This is a genomic window from Streptomyces sp. NPDC006512 (genome assembly GCF_040611935.1).
GTDB lineage: Bacteria > Actinomycetota > Actinomycetes > Streptomycetales > Streptomycetaceae > Streptomyces.
Window position 1 is genome coordinate 219,230 of record NZ_JBEXPG010000002.1, and the last position, 17,574, is coordinate 236,803.

Consider the following 17,574-nt stretch of genomic DNA (forward strand, 5'->3'; position numbering starts at 1 on the left):
GTGGAGGCTCCGCATGGATGAAAAGGCCGCCCCGCCCGACGACCTCGACTACCGCAACACACCCGGCAACAGGATCACGTACCGGGCCCGCCAACGGGCTACCGACCGCACGACCTGGCTCCGGCTCGCACTTCTCCTGCCACCCTTCCTGCTCAGCCTCGCCCTCGTCCTCGTGGTGTCCCTGCTGCTCGAAGCATGGCTGGGCGTGCCGGCCTGGCTTCCGACCGGGCTGTGGACCGCTTCGGGCGGGCTCGCCTTCCACCGCCCAAGCGAGCGCTTCCTCGCCCGTCACCTGCTGCGCCTGCACCATCCGCTCGCCGCCGAACTGTCCGTATTGGCCCCGGTGTGGCGTGAGGTGACGGCCCGGGCCGGGGTGGACGGCAGCCGATACGAGCTGTGGATAGAGGAGAGCGACGAGTTGAACGCCCTTGCTGCGGCCGGCCACATCGTGGCCGTCACCAGGCGGGCGCTGGAGCAATTGCCCACTGCCCAGCTGGCCGCCGTGCTAGCCCACGAGCTGGGCCACCACGTGGGCGGCCACGCCTGGTCCGGGCTGCTCGGCTGGTGGTACGCCGCTCCCGGGCGGCTCGCCTGGAGGGGACTGGTTCGGGCAACGCCCCGGCTGATCCGCACGGCGCGGGGATTTTCCTACCCGGTCTGCGGCATCCTGGTCGCCCTCGCAGCCTGGCTGGTCTTCACCACCTTGACGGCGACCTACGGCCTGCCCCTGCTCCTGCTCTCGCTGCCCTATCTGACGGCGGCTGTGGGCCGCCGATCCGAACTGCGGGCCGATGCGCACGCCGCCCACCTCGGTTTCGCTCCCGTTCTCGCCCGTACGCTGCACGACCTGCTTGCCGAGCAATCAGCGGCACCCACGTCTGCGGATCGGCTCGGGCCGCTGTCCCGCCTCCTGTCCAGCCATCCCCACCACCGGACCCGCCTGCACCACCTACAGCCGTACCTGACCGGACGCGACCGCTAACGCCGCAGGGCGGCCACCCTCTCGGGTGACCGCCCTGCGGTTACTGCTTGGTTCCGACTCAGCCGTTGTACGGGCCGTAGTCGTAGTCCTCCAGCGGGACTGCCTGGCCGGAGCCGGTGCCGAAGGGCGAGTAGTCGATGTCGTCGTAACCGACGGCCGAGTACATCGCGGCCTTGGCTTCCTCGGTGGGCTCGACCCGGATGTTGCGGTAGCGGGACAGACCCGTACCGGCCGGGATGAGCTTACCGATGATGACGTTCTCCTTGAGGCCGATGAGGCTGTCGGACTTGGCGTTGATCGCCGCATCCGTCAGGACTCGGGTCGTCTCCTGGAAGGAGGCGGCCGACAGCCAGGATTCCGTCGCCAGCGAGGCCTTGGTGATACCCATCAGCTGCGGACGGCCGGAGGCGGGGTGACCGCCCTCGGTGACCACACGACGGTTCTCGGTCTCGAACTTCGAGCGCTCGACGAGCTCGCCCGGCAGGAGCTCCGCGTCGCCGGACTCGATGATCGTCACGCGGCGCAGCATCTGCCGGATGATGATCTCGATGTGCTTGTCGTGGATCGACACGCCCTGCGAGTTGTAGACCTTCTGGACTTCGCCGACCAGGTGGACCTGGACGGCACGCTGGCCGAGGATGCGCAGCACGTCGTGCGGGTTGGTGGCACCCATGGTGAGCTTCTGGCCCACCTCGACGTGGTCGCCCTCGTGCACGATGACCTTGGCGCGCTTGGAGATCGGGAACGCCGTCTCCTCGCTGCCGTCGTCGGGCGTGATGACGATCTTCTTCGTCTTCTCGGTCTCCTCGATCCGCACGCGGCCGGCGGCCTCGGAGATCGGGGCGACACCCTTCGGGGTACGGGCCTCGAAGAGCTCGACGACACGCGGCAGACCCTGCGTGATGTCGTCACCGGCCACACCACCGGTGTGGAAGGTACGCATCGTCAGCTGCGTACCGGGCTCACCGATGGACTGGGCGGCGATGATGCCGACCGCCTCACCGATGTCGACCAGCTTGCCGGTGGCCAGGGAGCGGCCGTAGCAGAAGGCACAGGTGCCGACCGCGGACTCGCAGGTCAGGACCGAGCGGGTCTTGACCTCCTCGACGCCGTTCGCGATGAGGGCGTCGATGAGCACGTCACCGAGGTCCACGTTCGCCGGCGCGATGACCTTGCCGTCGATGACGACGTCCTCGGCCAGCATGCGGGCGTACACGGAGGTCTCGACGTCGTCCGCCTTGCGGAGGACACCCGCCTCGTCCTTGACACCGATCTTGAGCTTGAGGCCGCGCTCGGTGCCGCAGTCCTCCTCGCGGATGATGACGTCCTGCGAGACGTCCACCAGACGACGGGTGAGGTAACCCGAGTCGGCGGTACGCAGGGCGGTGTCCGCCAGACCCTTACGGGCACCGTGCGTGGAGATGAAGTACTCCAGAACGGTGAGGCCCTCACGGAAGGACGCCTTGATCGGACGCGGGATGGTCTCGTTCTTCGCGTTCGACACCAGACCACGCATACCGGCGATCTGTCGCATCTGCATCATGTTTCCTCGGGCACCCGAGTCAACCATCATGAAGATGGGGTTCGTCTTGGGGAAGTTCGCGTTCATCGCCTCGGCAACCTCGTTGGTCGCCTTGGTCCAGATCGCGATGAGCTCCTGCGTGCGCTCGTCCTTGGTGATCAGACCGCGCTCGTACTGCTTCTGGACCTTCTCGTCCATCGCCTCGTAGCCCGCGACGATGGCCTTCTTGGCCTCGGGCACGACGACGTCGGAGATGGCCACGGTGACGCCCGAACGGGTCGCCCAGTGGAAGCCGGCCGCCTTCAGGTTGTCGAGCGTCGCCGCCACGATGACCTTGGGGTAGCGCTCCGCCAGGTCGTTGACGATCTCGGAGAGCTGCTTCTTGCCCACCGAGTAGTCGACGAACGGGTAGTCCTCGGGCAGCAGCTCGTTGAAGAGCGCGCGGCCCAGGGTGGTCTTCAGACGGAAGCTGTCGCCCGGCTGGAACTCCTGCTCGCCCTCTTCGGCGACCGGCGCGACCCAGCCGCGCGGCGGGATGGTGCCCACCGGGAAGCGGATGTCGACGGACGACTGGAGCGCGAGCTCGCCGGCGTCGAACGCCATGATCGCCTCGGCGGTGGAGCCGAACGCGCGGCCCTCGCCCTTGACGTCACGGAGCTCACCGTCGGTGGTCAGGAAGAACAGACCGAGGACCATGTCCTGGGTCGGCATCGTGACCGGACGGCCGTCGGCCGGCTTGAGGATGTTGTTCGAGGACAGCATCAGGATGCGGGCCTCGGCCTGCGCCTCCGCGGAGAGCGGCAGGTGCACGGCCATCTGGTCACCGTCGAAGTCCGCGTTGAACGCGGTGCAGACGAGCGGGTGGATCTGGATGGCCTTGCCTTCGACCAGCTGGGGCTCGAAGGCCTGGATGCCGAGGCGGTGCAGCGTGGGCGCACGGTTCAGGAGGACCGGGTGCTCGGCGATGACCTCTTCGAGGACGTCGTAGACGACCGTGCGGCCGCGCTCGACCATGCGCTTCGCCGACTTGATGTTCTGCGCGTGGTTCAGGTCGACCAGGCGCTTCATCACGAACGGCTTGAAGAGCTCCAGCGCCATGGCCTTGGGCAGACCACACTGGTGCAGCTTCAGCTGCGGACCGACGACGATCACGGAACGCGCGGAGTAGTCCACGCGCTTGCCGAGGAGGTTCTGACGGAATCGACCCTGCTTGCCCTTGAGCATGTCGCTCAGGGACTTCAGCGGACGGTTACCGGGACCGGTCACCGGACGACCACGACGACCGTTGTCGAAGAGGGCGTCGACGGCCTCCTGGAGCATGCGCTTCTCGTTGTTCACGATGATCTCGGGGGCACCGAGGTCGAGAAGGCGCTTCAGGCGGTTGTTGCGGTTGATCACGCGGCGGTACAGGTCGTTCAGGTCGGAGGTCGCGAAGCGGCCACCGTCCAGCTGCACCATCGGACGCAGGTCCGGCGGGATCACCGGCACGCAGTCCAGAACCATGCCCTTGGGGCTGTTGCTGGTCTGCAGGAACGCGGAGACGACCTTGAGGCGCTTGAGCGCACGGGTCTTCTTCTGGCCCTTGCCGGTACGGATGATCTCGCGGAGGCGCTCGGCCTCTTCCTCGAGGTCGAAGGACTCCAGGCGCTTCTGCAGCGCCGCGGCACCCATCGAGCCGTCGAAGTACGTGCCGAAGCGGTCACGCAGCTCGCGGTAGAGCAGCTCGTCGCCCTCGAGGTCCTGGACCTTGAGGTTCTTGAAGCGGTTCCACACCTCGTCGAGGCGGTCGATCTCGCGCTGGGCGCGGTCACGGAGCTGCTTCATCTCGCGCTCGGCGCCTTCGCGCACCTTGCGGCGCACGTCGGCCTTCGCGCCCTCGGCCTCGAGCTCGGCCAGGTCGGTCTCGAGCTTCTTGGCACGGCCTTCGAGGTCCGAGTCGCGTCGGTTCTCGATCTGCTGGCGCTCGACGGAGACGTGGGCCTCCAGCGACGGGAGGTCGCGGGTGCGGCGCTCGTCGTCCACGAACGTGATCATGTACGCGGCGAAGTAGATGACCTTTTCGAGGTCCTTCGGCGCGAGGTCCAGCAGGTATCCGAGGCGCGACGGGACGCCCTTGAAGTACCAGATGTGGGTGACGGGAGCGGCAAGCTCGATGTGGCCCATCCGCTCACGACGCACCTTGGCGCGCGTGACCTCGACGCCACAGCGCTCACAGATGATGCCCTTGAAGCGGACACGCTTGTACTTGCCGCAGTAGCACTCCCAGTCCCGGGTCGGACCGAAGATCTTCTCGCAGAAGAGTCCGTCCTTCTCGGGCTTGAGGGTGCGGTAGTTGATGGTCTCCGGCTTCTTGACCTCGCCGTGCGACCAGGTTCGGATGTCGTCCGCGGTGGCAAGGCCGATCCGCAGCTCGTCGAAGAAGTTGACGTCGAGCACTGTGCGTCAATCCCTCTTTCGGGGTCGAGTCTCAATCATGGTCTGAACGGTCCCGGGGATGACGGGGGGCTCTTGAGCGAGCCCCCCGTCAGGCCCGTCAGACCTCTTCGACGCTGCTCGGCTCGCGCCGGGACAGGTCGATACCGAGCTCCTCCGCCGCGCGGAAGACGTCCTCGTCGGTGTCGCGCATCTCGATGGACATGCCGTCCGAGGACAGCACCTCCACGTTGAGGCAGAGCGACTGCATTTCCTTGATGAGCACCTTGAAGGACTCGGGAATGCCCGGCTCGGGGATGTTCTCGCCCTTGACGATGGCCTCGTAGACCTTCACGCGGCCGGTGACGTCGTCGGACTTGATGGTCAGCAGCTCCTGGAGGGCGTACGCGGCGCCATAAGCCTCGAGCGCCCACACCTCCATCTCACCGAAGCGCTGGCCACCGAACTGTGCCTTACCACCCAGCGGCTGCTGCGTGATCATCGAGTACGGACCGGTCGACCGGGCGTGGAGCTTGTCGTCGACCAGGTGGTGGAGCTTGAGGATGTACATGTACCCGATGGAGATCGGGTCCGGGAACGGCTCGCCGGAGCGGCCGTCGAACAGACGCGCCTTGCCGGACGGGAGGACCAGGCGGTCGCCGTCGCGGTTCGGGATCGTGTGCTCGAACAGGCCGGCGAGCTCGTCCTCGCGGGCACCGTCGAACACCGGGGTGGCGACATTGGTGCCGGGCTCGACGCGGTCGGCGCCGATTGCCTTCAGGCGCTCGGCCCACTCCTCGCCGAGACCCGAGACGTCCCAGCCGCGGCTGGCGAGCCAGCCGAGGTGGATCTCCAGGACCTGTCCCGGGTTCATTCGGGACGGGACACCCAGGGGGTTCAGGATGATGTCGACCGGCGTGCCGTCCTCAAGGAAGGGCATGTCCTCGATCGGAAGGATCTTGGAGATGACACCCTTGTTGCCGTGACGGCCGGCCAGCTTGTCACCGTCGGTGATCTTGCGCTTCTGGGCGACGTAGACGCGGACCAGCTGGTTCACGCCCGGAGGAAGCTCGTCGCCCTCCTCGCGGTCGAAGACGCGGACGCCGATGACCTTGCCGATCTCACCGTGAGGGACCTTGAGCGAGGTGTCACGCACCTCGCGGGCCTTCTCACCGAAGATCGCGCGGAGCAGACGCTCCTCCGGGGTCAGCTCGGTCTCGCCCTTGGGCGTGACCTTGCCGACCAGGATGTCGCCGGCGACGACGTCCGCACCGATGCGGATGATGCCGCGCTCGTCGAGGTCGGCGAGGACCTCTTCGGAGACGTTCGGGATGTCCCGGGTGATCTCCTCGGGGCCCAGCTTGGTGTCACGGGCGTCGACCTCGTGCTCCTCGATGTGGATCGAGGAGAGGACGTCGTCCTGCACGAGGCGCTGCGACAGGATGATCGCGTCCTCGTAGTTGTGACCTTCCCAGGGCATGAACGCGACGAGCAGGTTCTTGCCGAGGGCCATTTCGCCCTCTTCGGTCGCGGGACCGTCGGCGAGGACCTGCGCCTCGATGATGCGGTCACCCTCGTTGACGATGACCTTCTGGTTGACCGAGGTGCCCTGGTTCGAGCGGGAGAACTTGGCGACGCGGTACGTGGTGTACGTGCCGTCGTCGTTGGCGACGGTGATGTAGTCGGCCGAGACCTCCTGGACGACACCGTCCTTCTCCGCCTTGATCGAGTCACCGGCGTCGACCGCACAGCGGTACTCCATGCCGGTGCCGACGAGCGGCGCCTCCGCCTTGATGAGCGGAACGGCCTGGCGCATCATGTTCGCGCCCATGAGGGCGCGGTTGGCGTCGTCGTGCTCGAGGAAGGGGATCATCGCGGTCGCGACGGACACCATCTGGCGCGGGGAGACGTCCATGTAGTCGACGTCGTCACCGGCGATGTAGTCGATCTCGCCACCACGACGGCGGACCAGTACGCGGTTCTCGGTGAAGCGCATCTCGTCGTTCAGGCCGGCGTTGGCCTGGGCGATGACGAAGCGGTCTTCCTCGTCGGCCGTCAGGTAGTCGACGTCGTCGGTGACGACACCGTCGACGACCTTGCGGTACGGGGTCTCGACGAAACCGAACGCGTTGACGCGGCCGTAGGACGCGAGCGAGCCGATCAGACCGATGTTCGGGCCTTCGGGGGTCTCGATCGGGCACATGCGGCCGTAGTGCGACGGGTGGACGTCTCGGACCTCGAAGCCGGCCCGCTCACGGGACAGACCACCGGGGCCCAGCGCCGACAGGCGGCGCTTGTGGGTCAGGCCCGACAGCGGGTTGTTCTGGTCCATGAACTGCGACAGCTGGCTGGTGCCGAAGAACTCCTTGATGGAGGCGACGACCGGCCGGATGTTGATCAGGGTCTGCGGCGTGATCGCCTCGACGTCCTGCGTGGTCATCCGCTCGCGGACGACGCGCTCCATACGAGCCAGACCCGTGCGGACCTGGTTCTGGATGAGCTCGCCGACGTTGCGCAGACGACGGTTGCCGAAGTGGTCGATGTCGTCGGTCTCGACGACGATCGAACGGCCGGACTCGCCGGTCGTCTCGGTCTCACCCGCGTGCAGCTTGACCAGGTACTTGATCGTCGCGATCACGTCGTCGGTGGTGAGCACACCGGCGTCGAGCGGCTCGTCGGCGCCGAGCTTCTTGTTCACCTTGTAGCGGCCGACCTTGGCGAGGTCGTAGCGCTTCGGGTTGAAGTAGAGGTTCTCGAGCAGCGTCTGAGCGGCCTCGCGGGTCGGCGGCTCGCCCGGACGCAGCTTGCGGTAGATGTCGAGCAGCGCGTCGTCCTGGCCCTGGGTGTGGTCCTTCTCCAGGGTGGCGCGCATGGACTCGTACTCGCCGAACTCCTCGAGGATCTGCTCGGTGGTCCAGCCGAGAGCCTTCAGGAGGACGGTGACGGACTGCTTGCGCTTGCGGTCGATGCGGACACCGACCATGTCGCGCTTGTCGACCTCCATCTCCAGCCAGGCACCCCGGGACGGGATGATCTTCGCGGAGAAGATGTCCTTGTCGGACGTCTTGTCGATGGAGGAGTCGAAGTAGACACCGGGGGAACGGACGAGCTGCGACACGACGACACGCTCGGTGCCGTTGATGACGAAGGTGCCCTTGTTGGTCATGAGCGGGAAGTCGCCCATGAAGACCGTCTGAGACTTGATCTCTCCGGTCTCGTTGTTCGTGAACTCGGCAGTGACGAACAGCGGAGCCGCGTACGTGAAGTCGCGCTCCTTGCACTCGTCGACGGAGTTCTTCGCCGGCTCGAAACGGTGGTCGCGGAAGGTCAGCGACATCGACCCGGAGAAGTCCTCGATCGGCGAGATCTCCTCGAAGATCTCTTCCAGACCGGACTTGGTGGGGACGTCCTGTCCACTCTCAAGCGCCGACTCGACGCGAGACTTCCAGGCGGCGTTGCCGAGCAGCCAGTCAAAGCTCTCGGTCTGCAGCGCCAGGAGGTTCGGAACCTCGAGGGGCTCCTTGATCTTTGCAAAGGAGATGCGCAGCGGGGCGGTGCTGGCACCGTTGTTCGTATTGGTCGAGGCGTTGCGCGAGGCGGCCAAGAGGGGGTCCTTCCGAGGGCTCGGACTCACTACGCGCGTACCGGTCCCAGCCGACACAGAAGACGGGCGCTCCCGATCCGGCGAAAACGCCAGGTCAGGGACGATCAATCAGTGTGCTCAAGCGTGGGCATGCCCCTGGCGACGGGCAGGGGGCAGCTAACAGGCAGCGCAAAGGGTCAGTGTAGCCACTTGGCTCACTGATGTCCAGACCAGGTTTCCGGAAACCGGCAACAGGCCTTCCCCATGTTGTTTCGAACCAACCCTGCGTCCCACGGCGCGGCTCTCGTACACAGAGCGCGTATCAGTACTGCCCTCTTCGTAACCGATCCATGCCTGGCTTCTCGGACCGAACCGGCCGAGTCGGCGACGGGACTGAGAATTGCGCGCCGCCAGCCGTTCGTCAAGGCCCCGTGCTCCGAGCGGATCATCTTCGGACCCAGCTTCGAGGCAACGAAGATCACCCTACTCCCCAACGAGACCAGGGCAAGTCAGGCACTGCGGGTACGCCAAAGGGCGACCACCCTTACGGGTGATCGCCCTTGGCTGAGGCCGTCAGACGGCCTCAGAGGTGTTACTTGACCTCGACAGCCGCGCCGGCAGCCTTGAGGGACTCGGCGGCCTTCTCAGCGGCCTCCTTGGCGACCTTCTCGAGGACCGGCTTCGGGGCGCCGTCGACGAGGTCCTTGGCCTCCTTCAGACCCAGGGAGGTCAGCTCGCGCACGACCTTGATGACCTGGATCTTCTTGTCGCCGGCACCGGTGAGGATGACGTCGAACTCGTCCTGCTCCTCAGCGGCCTCGGCCACGGCGCCCGGGCCCGCGGGACCGGCAACGGCGACGGCCGCGGCGGCGGTGACGTCGAACTTCTCCTCGAACGCCTTCACGAACTCGGAGAGCTCGATGAGGGTGAGCTCCTCGAACTGGGCGAGGAGTTCGTCCTGGGTGAGCTTCGCCATGATGGGCGATCCTTCCACTAAATCGGCAGGTGCCGGATGTATAGAGAGGCGGGCGTAACGGCCCGCTACGACCCACGCACTAGGCGGCGTGGATCAGTGCGCGAGCCGAATTACTCGGCACCGCCCTGCTCGGCGAGCTTGACGCGAAGCGCTTCCGCAGTGCGGACGAACTTCGACGGCAGCGCCTGGAAGAGCGAGGCAGCCTGGGACTGCTTGCCCTTGAACGCGCCGGCCAGCTTGCTGAGCAGAACCTCGCGGGACTCGAGGTCCGCAAGCTTCTTGATGTCATCGGCGGAGAGCGCCTTACCATCAAGGACACCCGCCTTGATGATCAGGTTGGGGTTTTCCTTGGCGAAGTCACGCAGGCTCTTCGCCGACTCCACCGGGTCACCGGTGATGAAGGCGACCGCGGTCGGACCAGCGAAGTGCTCGTCCAGCGCGGTGATCCCGGCCTGGTTGGCCGCAATCTTGGTCAGCGTGTTCTTCACCACGGCGTACTGGGCGTTCTCACCGAGCGAGCGACGCAGCGTCTTGAGCTGCGCGACGGTGAGACCCCGGTACTCGGTCAGCACGGCGGCGTTCGAGCTCTGGAACTGGTCCGTGAGCTCGGCTACCGCGGCAGCCTTGTCGGGCCTTGCCATAGAGCGTCGGCCTCCTTCCGGGTGATGAGGACCGCTCAGAAGGGGCTGAAAAATACGAAACGCCCCGGCGCATGCGCACGGGGCGTGGCTCAACCAGGTAAACCCGGGAACCTTCCACGAACACCTGCGCAGGACGTCCGCATTCAGCGGATCCTTCGGCCACCGCCCTCTTTCGAGCACGGCAACGACCAGCGGTCTTTGGCTTCTGGTGAAGAGTACGTGAAGGGGTCCAGCCGAGGCAAATCGCCCCGGAGGGCCCTCCCGGGGAGACCCCGGGAGGGCCCCCGGAACGACCCGCGAAGCCCTCAGGAACGCTTCAGCCCGCCCAGCCCGGGGTGTTTCATCTTGTTCTCCCCCATGGGTGGATCTTCGTACTGGTGCAACGGTGGAACGTGTGTGCGGGGCGGGGGTGGTCAGGCCCCCGCGCCCTCCTGGCCGAGCTTTCCGAGCATCGCGAAGAGGTCGAAGGTCTCGCCCTCCGGCGGGGTCTGGACGGTGGTGCCGGAGCCGTAGTCCGAGTAGGAGGCCTCGATGTCCATCCGCCCCTGCGCGGTCCCGATGCCGACCTTCATGCGGGCCGGGTAACCGTCCCCGTTGACCCACACGTCCATGTCGTAGCCCTTGATGCCGGCCTTCTTCATGGCCTCGGCGAGCTGCTTGCGGTCGGTCTCGGTCAGGGCCGCGGAGGACTCGTTCGCGGCGAGCATCTCGTCGAGCGTCACGGTGCCCTTGTAGTGCTCGGTGTCCTTGCCCTCGACCTTCTCGGAGCCGACGCGCTCCACGTTCGGGGAGCTGAGCAGGAGGGCGAGCTGCTTGGCCGGGTCCTGGTTCTGTTCCGCGCCGCTCAGACCGGTGAGCTTGGAGAGGGCCCCGGCGTCGCCCGCGGCCTCGGCGGCCGCGCGGAGGTCCATCTTCATCCAGCGCTTGCCGTCCATGCCCGAGGCCATCGCCGAGCCGGGCGGTATCTCCACGTACGTGGCGTCGTTCGCCGTGATCACGCGCATGGACTCGCCGCCGGCGCCCGGTACGACCGAGCCCTTCATGGTGATGTCCATGACCTGCGGATTCCAGCCCTGGACACCGGTCATCTCCACGGTGCCGCCCGCGCCGAGCGACGCGGGCACGGTCATCGTCATCCGCACCTTCGCCGACTTCGCGGCGGAGGTCTTCTCGTACGCCGCGTTGAGCGCCTTGACGGTCTTCTGGCCCGAGCTCTCCTTCGCGCCGTCCTCGCACCCCGTGGCGGCCCCCGCCACCAGCAGTACGGCGGCCAGCGCGGCCCCGATGTTCCTCTTCCGGTTCGCGGTCACGGAGGTCCCCACCCCTTTTGATCGGTCGTCAGTTCGGAACGACCCTACGCGGCCCCCTGCCGCCGGCGCGCGGACATTCCCCGCCCCGGGGGACACATGTGACCACCACCACGGAAAACGGGCCCCCCGCTCCCGGTGAGGGGAGCGAGGGGCCCGTTCAGCCACTCTGGGAGTGGATCAGGCGAGGCCTGATCAGACCGCGGCCGGGTCTTCCTCGACGAGGAGGTTCCGGGTGCGGTTCGAGTCCAGGGCGATGCCGGGACCCATGGTGGTGCTCAGGGCGGCCTTCTTGATGTAGCGGCCCTTCGCGGCGGACGGCTTCAGACGGATGATCTCGTCCAGGGCCGCCGCGTAGTTCTCGACCAGCTGCTCATCGGTGAAGGAGACCTTGCCGATGATGAAGTGCAGGTTCGAGTGCTTGTCGACGCGGAACTCGATCTTGCCACCCTTGATCTCGGTGACAGCCTTGGCGACGTCCATCGTGACGGTGCCGGTCTTCGGGTTCGGCATGAGGCCACGGGGACCGAGCACGCGGCCGAGGCGGCCGACCTTGCCCATGAGGTCCGGGGTGGCCACGACGGCGTCGAACTCGTTCAGGCGGTTGCCCTTGGCGATCTCGTTGATCAGCTCGTCGTCGCCGACAATGTCGGCGCCGGCGGCTTCCGCGGCCGCTGCACGGTCACCGGTCGCGAAGACCAGGACCCGGGCGGTCTTGCCGGTGCCGTGCGGGAGGTTCACGGTGCCGCGGACCATCTGGTCGGCCTTGCGCGGGTCGACACCCAGGCGGAAGGCGATCTCGACGGTGCTGTCGAACTTGGTCGCGGAGGTCTCCTTGGCGAGACGGACGGCCTCGAGCGGGGCGTAGAGCTTGTCCCGGTCGACCTTGGCGTCCGCAGCGCGGAGAGTCTTGCTGCGCTTCACTTCTGCTCCTGTGTTGTGACTTCAGGCGTGGAGTCGTGGTGCGGACCAGCGCTTGGTCCTACCACTGTCGTGCTGGGGTGGCTGGATCAGCCTTCGACCGTGATGCCCATCGAACGCGCGGTGCCGGCGATGATCTTCTCGGCGGCGTCGATGTCGTTCGCGTTGAGGTCGGGCATCTTGATCGTGGCGATCTCGCGGACCTGGTCACGCGTGAGCTTCGCGACCTTGGTCTTGTGCGGCTCGCCGGAGCCCTTCTCCACTCCCGCGCTCTTCAGGATGAGGCGCGCGGCCGGCGGAGTCTTGGTGATGAAGGTGAAGGAACGGTCCTCGTAGACCGTGATCTCCACCGGCACGACCATGCCACGCTGCGACTCGGTCGCGGCGTTGTAGGCCTTGCAGAACTCCATGATGTTGACGCCGTGCTGACCGAGCGCGGGGCCGACCGGCGGAGCCGGGTTGGCCGCACCGGCCTTGATCTGGAGCTTGATAAGCCCCGTGATCTTCTTCTTCTTGGGAGGCATTGCTCTCTCCGGGTCCTAGTGAGAGTTTTCAGCCGCCAACCGGTCATCCGGATGGAGGCATACCGCACCACGATAACGGGTACAGGCGCGGGGCTAAAAACCGAGCAGGTCAGACCACCCTTTACGGGGCGATCTGACCTGCTTCGGAAGCGTCGCTCAGAAGATCTGGATCAGTTCTTCTGGATCTGGTCGAAGCTCAGCTCGACCGGGGTCTCGCGGCCGAAGATCTCCACGAGGCCCTTGACCTTCTTCGAGTCGGGGTTGATCTCGTTGATGGTCGCCTGGAGCGTCGCGAACGGGCCGTCGGTGACGGTGACCGAGTCGCCGACCTCGAAGTCGAGGACCTCGATGGTGCGCTTGACGGCGGGAGCCGGCAGACCGGCGGCCTCGGCGGCGGCCTTGTCGGCCTTCTCCTTGGCCTCCGGCGCGAGCATCTTGACGATCTCGTCCAGGGTCAGCGGGTACGGGTCGTACGCGTTGCCCACGAAGCCGGTGACACCGGGGGTGTTGCGGACGACGCCCCAGGACTCGTTCGTCAGATCCATGCGGACGAGAACGTAACCGGGCAGCTTGTTCTGCCGGACGTTCTTGCGCTCGCCGTTCTTGATCTGGACGATCTCTTCCTCGGGCACCTCGGCCTGGTAGATGAACTCCTCGACGTTCAGCGAGACGGCACGCTGCTCCAGGTTCGCCTTCACGCGCTTCTCGTAGCCCGCGTAGGTGTGGATCACGTACCACTCGCCGGGGAGCAGGCGCAGTTCGTCGCGCAGGGCCTGGATGGGGTCGACGGGCTCGGCGGGCTCGACCGGGGCGGCCTCTTCGGCCTCCTCGCCGGTCTCGTCCGCGGCCTCGACGTCACCCTCGTCCTCGGCGGACTCGTCGTCCTCGGAGTCGGCGGACTCTTCGACCTCGGCGTCGTCCTCAGCCTCGGCGTCGACCTCGTCCTCGACGTGCAGCGCGGCTTCTTCGGCGGCGGTGCCCGCGTCGGCGTCGGCGAGCTCGGCCTCGTCGGGGTCCACGGCGTCGGCACCCTCGACGATGTCGAGCTGGTCCTCAACGGACTCGACGGACTCGACGGACTCGTCGCTCACGTTCAGGTTCGGGTCAGACACGGTGGCTGCTTCTTCCTGGATACAAAAGGTGGTGGAACATGCGAAAACGGGCGGCACCCATCAAGGCGCCGCCCTCCGCGGGGATCAGCCGAAGACGAACTTGATGGCTTCCTGGAACCCATAGTCAATCACGGTCACCAGACCGATCATGATGACGACGAAGACAATCACCACGGTGGTGTACGTCGTGAGCTGGTTTCGGGTGGGCCAGACGACCTTGCGGAGCTCCGCGACGATCTGGCGGTAGAACAGCGCGAGCCGGCCGAGAGGGCCCTTCTTGCCGCGCTTGCCGCCCTTGCGGGCCTTCTTCTCGCGAGTGTCGTCCTCGGCGTCAGGCATGTCGATGGAGCCCAGGGCGTCCGTCATGTCTCTCACCTGAATCCGGGTCGTGGCCGTAGCCGCGCCCGGTTGCGCCGCACGGCGTTGCATCGAAGTACGTACCTGCGCACACATCCGAGAAGGAGTGTGAAGCAGGGCCGGAGGGACTCGAACCCCCAACCGCTGGTTTTGGAGACCAGTGCTCTACCAATTGAGCTACGACCCTTTGCGTTCCCCAACCTACCGCATCCGAGCGAGTGCACGGAGTGCTCGCGCTCTGGGCGGCTGGTGAGGACCAACGACAGGTGAGTGTACGTGGTCCAGGCCCTGACGTCGAACAGAAGAGATCCGGATGTGCTCCGTCCGGTACCTGAAACGGTGTGCGGGCCTTCTGGACCGTCTGGGACGATTGGCCGCATGACCTCTGCAACGCCTTCCTCCGAGCGCCGGGTGTCCGCCCGTATCGGCGCCATTTCCGAGTCCGCCACCCTCGCCGTCGACGCCAAGGCCAAGGCCCTCAAGGCCGCCGGGCGTCCGGTGATCGGCTTCGGTGCGGGCGAGCCCGACTTCCCGACCCCGGACTACATCGTCGAGGCCGCGGTCGAGGCCTGCCGCAACCCGAAGTACCACCGCTACACGCCGGCCGGCGGCCTGCCCGAGCTGAAGGCCGCCATCGCCGCGAAGACGCTGCGCGACTCCGGCTACAAGGTGGACGCGTCCCAGGTCCTGGTGACCAACGGCGGCAAGCAGGCCATCTACGAGGCGTTCGCGGCCATCCTCGACCCGGGTGACGAGGTCATCGTCCCGGCCCCGTACTGGACCACCTACCCGGAGTCGATCCGCCTCGCGGGCGGCGTCCCGGTCGAGGTCGTCGCCGACGAGACCACCGGCTACCGGGTCTCCGTCGAGCAGCTGGAGGCGGCGCGCACCGAGCGCACCAAGGTCGTCCTCTTCGTCTCCCCGTCCAACCCGACCGGCGCCGTCTACAGCGAGGCCGACGCCGAGGCCATCGGCCGCTGGGCCGCGGACAAGGGCCTGTGGGTCCTGACCGACGAGATCTACGAGCACCTGGTCTACGGCGACGCCAAGTTCGTCTCGCTCCCGGCGATCGTCCCCGAGCTCGCCGACAAGTGCATCGTCGTCAACGGCGTCGCCAAGACGTACGCGATGACCGGCTGGCGCGTGGGCTGGATCGTCGGCCCGAAGGACGTCGTCAAGGCCGCGACCAACCTCCAGTCGCACGCCACCTCCAACGTCTCCAACGTGGCCCAGGTCGCGGCGCTCGCCGCCGTCTCCGGCAACCTGGACGCCGTCCACGAGATGCGCACCGCCTTCGACCGCCGCCGCCAGACCATCGTGCGGATGCTGAACGAGATCGAGGGCGTCTTCTGCCCCACCCCCGAGGGCGCGTTCTACGCGTACCCGTCGGTCAAGGACCTGCTCGGCAAGGAGATCCGCGGCAAGCGCCCGCAGACCTCGGTCGAGCTCGCCGCGCTGATCCTGGACGAGGCCGAGGTCGCGGTCGTCCCCGGCGAGGCCTTCGGCACCCCCGGCTACCTCCGCCTGTCGTACGCACTGGGCGACGAGGACCTGGTCGAGGGCGTGTCCCGGCTCCAGAAGCTCCTCGCCGAGGCCAAGGCCTAGTCCTAGCCCTCCGGCAGCTCCGGGTCCTCCGGCAGCTCCGGCACCCCTGAGCGGCGGTTCCCCACCCGGGAGCCGCCGCTCGGGCGTTTCACGGCCCCGCGCCCGTCACGGCCCCGCGCCTCCGACAGCTCATATTTACGTTCGGGCAAGGTCCCGTTCAGGGAAAGCGGCTGCCGATCGGGTGACGAGTACGGCAGGATCACCAGATGGAGCACGTACGCGATCTCACGCTTCTGCCGAAAGCCCACCTCCACCTGCACTTCACCGGGTCGATGCGACCGTCGACCCTGCTGGAACTCGCCGACAAGTACGGCGTCCGGCTGCCCGAGGCCCTGACCGGCGGCGAGCCCCCCAAGCTGCGGGCCACCGACGAACGGGGCTGGTTCCGCTTCCAGCGGCTCTACGACACCGCCCGGTCCTGCCTGCGCGAGCCCGACGACATCCGCCGGCTGGTCCGCGAGGCCGCCGAGGAGGACGTCCGCGACGGCAGCGGCTGGCTGGAGATCCAGGTCGACCCCACCTCCTACGCACCCCTGCTGGGCGGCATGATCCCCGCCGTCGAGATCATCCTCGACGCCGTGGACGCGGCCTCCCGGGAGACCGGGCTCGGCATGCGGGTCGTCATCGCCGCCAACCGCATGAAGCACCCCCTCGACGCCCGCACCCTCGCCCGCCTCGCCGTCCGCTACGCCGACCGAGGCATCGTCGGCTTCGGGCTCTCCAACGACGAACGCCGCGGCATGGCCCGCGACTTCGACCGGGCCTTCGCCATCGCCCGCGACGGCGGCCTCCTCGCGGCCCCGCACGGCGGCGAACTCAGCGGCCCGTCCTCCGTCCGCGACTGCCTCGACGACCTCCACGCCTCCCGCATCGGCCACGGCGTACGGGCCGCCGAGGACCCGCGGCTGCTCAAGCGGCTCGCCGACCGCCAGATCACCTGCGAGGTCTGCCCCGCCTCCAACGTGGCCCTCGGCGTGTACGAGCGGCCCGAGGACGTCCCGCTGCGCACCCTCTTCGAGGCCGGCGTACCGCTGGCCCTGGGCGCGGACGACCCGCTGCTCTTCGGGTCCCGGCTCGCGGCCCAGTACGAGATCGCCCGCCGCCACCACGGGTTCACGGACGCGGAGCTGGCCGAACTGGCCCGCCAGTCGGTCCGCGGTTCGGCGGCGCCGGACGACGTACAGGCCAAGCTGCTGGACGGGATCGACCACTGGCTCAGCGGGTGAGCCGCAGGTCCCCCTCGTAGCAGTCGGCGCGCACCCGGTGGCCGCCCGGGAAGCCGATCTCCAGGTGGGTGCGGCCCCGTGCGGGCAGCGCGAACTCGGCGACCGAGGCGATGGTCTGGCCGACGTGGCGCAGGAACGGGTGCTCGCCGAGGTCCTCACCGACCTCGACGCGGCCCCACTCCCCCATGTCGTAGGGCTCGTGGGGGGCGGCGGACTCGACGATGAGGCAGTGGTCCGACCCGGTGGTGATCCGCGTGGAGTCGCCGACGCTGTCGATCAGCCACACGTCGAGCGGCGCCTCGGAGCGTTCGCCTTCGCAGACGTGCCAGGACGCGACGACCCTGCAGATCTCGCGTCCCACCAGGCGCGTCGGGTCCGTACCGGCCCCGTGCAGGGGGCAGTGCAT

General features: G+C 67.4%; 13 protein-coding genes and 1 tRNA gene. 3 read left to right on the forward strand and 11 right to left on the reverse strand.

Going from position 1 to position 17,574, the window contains the following annotated elements; all coding sequences use genetic code 11:
- Window positions 1-13: 13 nt before the first annotated feature.
- Window positions 14-982 (forward strand): M48 family metalloprotease, encoded by a 969-nt coding sequence (locus ABZZ17_RS02345; protein WP_356871030.1) that lies wholly within the window; start codon window positions 14-16, stop codon window positions 980-982.
- Between the two features lie 58 nt (window positions 983-1,040).
- Here the strand turns inward: ABZZ17_RS02345 and ABZZ17_RS02350 are convergent, their stop codons facing one another.
- The 10 genes from ABZZ17_RS02350 to ABZZ17_RS02395 form a co-directional block, all read right to left on the reverse strand.
- Window positions 1,041-4,940: a DNA-directed RNA polymerase subunit beta' gene (locus ABZZ17_RS02350; protein WP_356871032.1), complete on the reverse strand. Its 3,900-nt coding sequence runs from the start codon at window positions 4,938-4,940 to the stop codon at window positions 1,041-1,043.
- A 97-nt stretch (window positions 4,941-5,037) separates the two neighbouring features.
- The gene (gene rpoB / locus ABZZ17_RS02355) at window positions 5,038-8,520 is read right to left on the reverse strand and encodes a DNA-directed RNA polymerase subunit beta (protein WP_356871034.1); all 3,483 of its coding nucleotides are present in this window, start codon (window positions 8,518-8,520) and stop codon (window positions 5,038-5,040) included.
- A gap of 571 nt (window positions 8,521-9,091) precedes the next feature.
- Window positions 9,092-9,475 carry a 50S ribosomal protein L7/L12 gene (gene rplL, locus ABZZ17_RS02360; protein ID WP_356871036.1) on the reverse strand — a complete coding sequence of 128 codons (384 nt, stop codon included), beginning with the start codon at window positions 9,473-9,475 and terminating at the stop codon, window positions 9,092-9,094.
- 110 nt (window positions 9,476-9,585) lie between these two features.
- Window positions 9,586-10,116 (reverse strand): 50S ribosomal protein L10, encoded by a 531-nt coding sequence (gene rplJ / locus ABZZ17_RS02365; RefSeq protein WP_272259900.1) that lies wholly within the window; start codon window positions 10,114-10,116, stop codon window positions 9,586-9,588.
- 413 nt (window positions 10,117-10,529) lie between these two features.
- The gene (locus ABZZ17_RS02370) at window positions 10,530-11,426 is read right to left on the reverse strand and encodes a hypothetical protein (protein WP_356871039.1); all 897 of its coding nucleotides are present in this window, start codon (window positions 11,424-11,426) and stop codon (window positions 10,530-10,532) included.
- 192 nt (window positions 11,427-11,618) lie between these two features.
- Window positions 11,619-12,347, reverse strand: a complete 729-nt coding sequence (gene rplA, locus ABZZ17_RS02375) for a 50S ribosomal protein L1 (protein WP_356871041.1) — start codon at window positions 12,345-12,347, stop codon at window positions 11,619-11,621.
- Between the two features lie 86 nt (window positions 12,348-12,433).
- A complete protein-coding gene (gene rplK / locus ABZZ17_RS02380; protein WP_030230579.1) occupies window positions 12,434-12,868 on the reverse strand; it encodes a 50S ribosomal protein L11 in 435 nt (144 codons plus the stop codon).
- Between the two features lie 170 nt (window positions 12,869-13,038).
- On the reverse strand, window positions 13,039-13,980 hold the full coding sequence (gene nusG, locus ABZZ17_RS02385) for a transcription termination/antitermination protein NusG (RefSeq protein ID WP_356871044.1): 942 nt from the start codon (window positions 13,978-13,980) through the stop codon (window positions 13,039-13,041).
- An 84-nt stretch (window positions 13,981-14,064) separates the two neighbouring features.
- Window positions 14,065-14,346, reverse strand: coding sequence for a preprotein translocase subunit SecE (secE, locus tag ABZZ17_RS02390; protein WP_030298162.1), 282 nt, complete (start codon window positions 14,344-14,346; stop codon window positions 14,065-14,067).
- 105 nt (window positions 14,347-14,451) lie between these two features.
- Window positions 14,452-14,524: transfer RNA gene (locus ABZZ17_RS02395), tRNA-Trp, on the reverse strand.
- Window positions 14,525-14,715: 191 nt separating this feature from the next.
- On the opposite strand from ABZZ17_RS02395, the gene ABZZ17_RS02400 reads away from it, so the two are divergent.
- Together ABZZ17_RS02400 and ABZZ17_RS02405 are read left to right on the forward strand one after the other, a co-directional pair.
- Window positions 14,716-15,942: a pyridoxal phosphate-dependent aminotransferase gene (locus tag ABZZ17_RS02400; protein WP_356871046.1), complete on the forward strand. Its 1,227-nt coding sequence runs from the start codon at window positions 14,716-14,718 to the stop codon at window positions 15,940-15,942.
- Window positions 15,943-16,148: 206 nt separating this feature from the next.
- Window positions 16,149-17,168, forward strand: coding sequence for an adenosine deaminase (locus ABZZ17_RS02405; protein WP_356871048.1), 1,020 nt, complete (start codon window positions 16,149-16,151; stop codon window positions 17,166-17,168).
- Here ABZZ17_RS02405 and ABZZ17_RS02410 read toward each other — a convergent pair.
- On the reverse strand, window positions 17,158-17,574 hold the full coding sequence (locus ABZZ17_RS02410; RefSeq protein ID WP_356871050.1) for a hypothetical protein: 417 nt from the start codon (window positions 17,572-17,574) through the stop codon (window positions 17,158-17,160). The two genes, ABZZ17_RS02405 and ABZZ17_RS02410, sit on opposite strands and share 11 nt — an antisense overlap.

What these genes read in the sequence shown, in the direction of transcription:
- ABZZ17_RS02345 (WP_356871030.1), top strand. Translation starts at nt 14, where the DNA reads ATGGATGAAAAGGCCGCCCCGCCCGACGACCTCGACTACCGCAACACA.
- rplL (WP_356871036.1), bottom strand. Translation starts at nt 9,475, where the DNA reads ATGGCGAAGCTCACCCAGGACGAACTCCTCGCCCAGTTCGAGGAGCTC.
- rplJ (WP_272259900.1), bottom strand. Translation starts at nt 10,116, where the DNA reads ATGGCAAGGCCCGACAAGGCTGCCGCGGTAGCCGAGCTCACGGACCAG.
- rplK (WP_030230579.1), bottom strand. Translation starts at nt 12,868, where the DNA reads ATGCCTCCCAAGAAGAAGAAGATCACGGGGCTTATCAAGCTCCAGATC.
- secE (WP_030298162.1), bottom strand. Translation starts at nt 14,346, where the DNA reads ATGACGGACGCCCTGGGCTCCATCGACATGCCTGACGCCGAGGACGAC.
- ABZZ17_RS02400 (WP_356871046.1), top strand. Translation starts at nt 14,716, where the DNA reads ATGACCTCTGCAACGCCTTCCTCCGAGCGCCGGGTGTCCGCCCGTATC.
- ABZZ17_RS02405 (WP_356871048.1), top strand. Translation starts at nt 16,149, where the DNA reads ATGGAGCACGTACGCGATCTCACGCTTCTGCCGAAAGCCCACCTCCAC.
- ABZZ17_RS02410 (WP_356871050.1), bottom strand. Translation starts at nt 17,574, where the DNA reads ATGCACTGCCCCCTGCACGGGGCCGGTACGGACCCGACGCGCCTGGTG.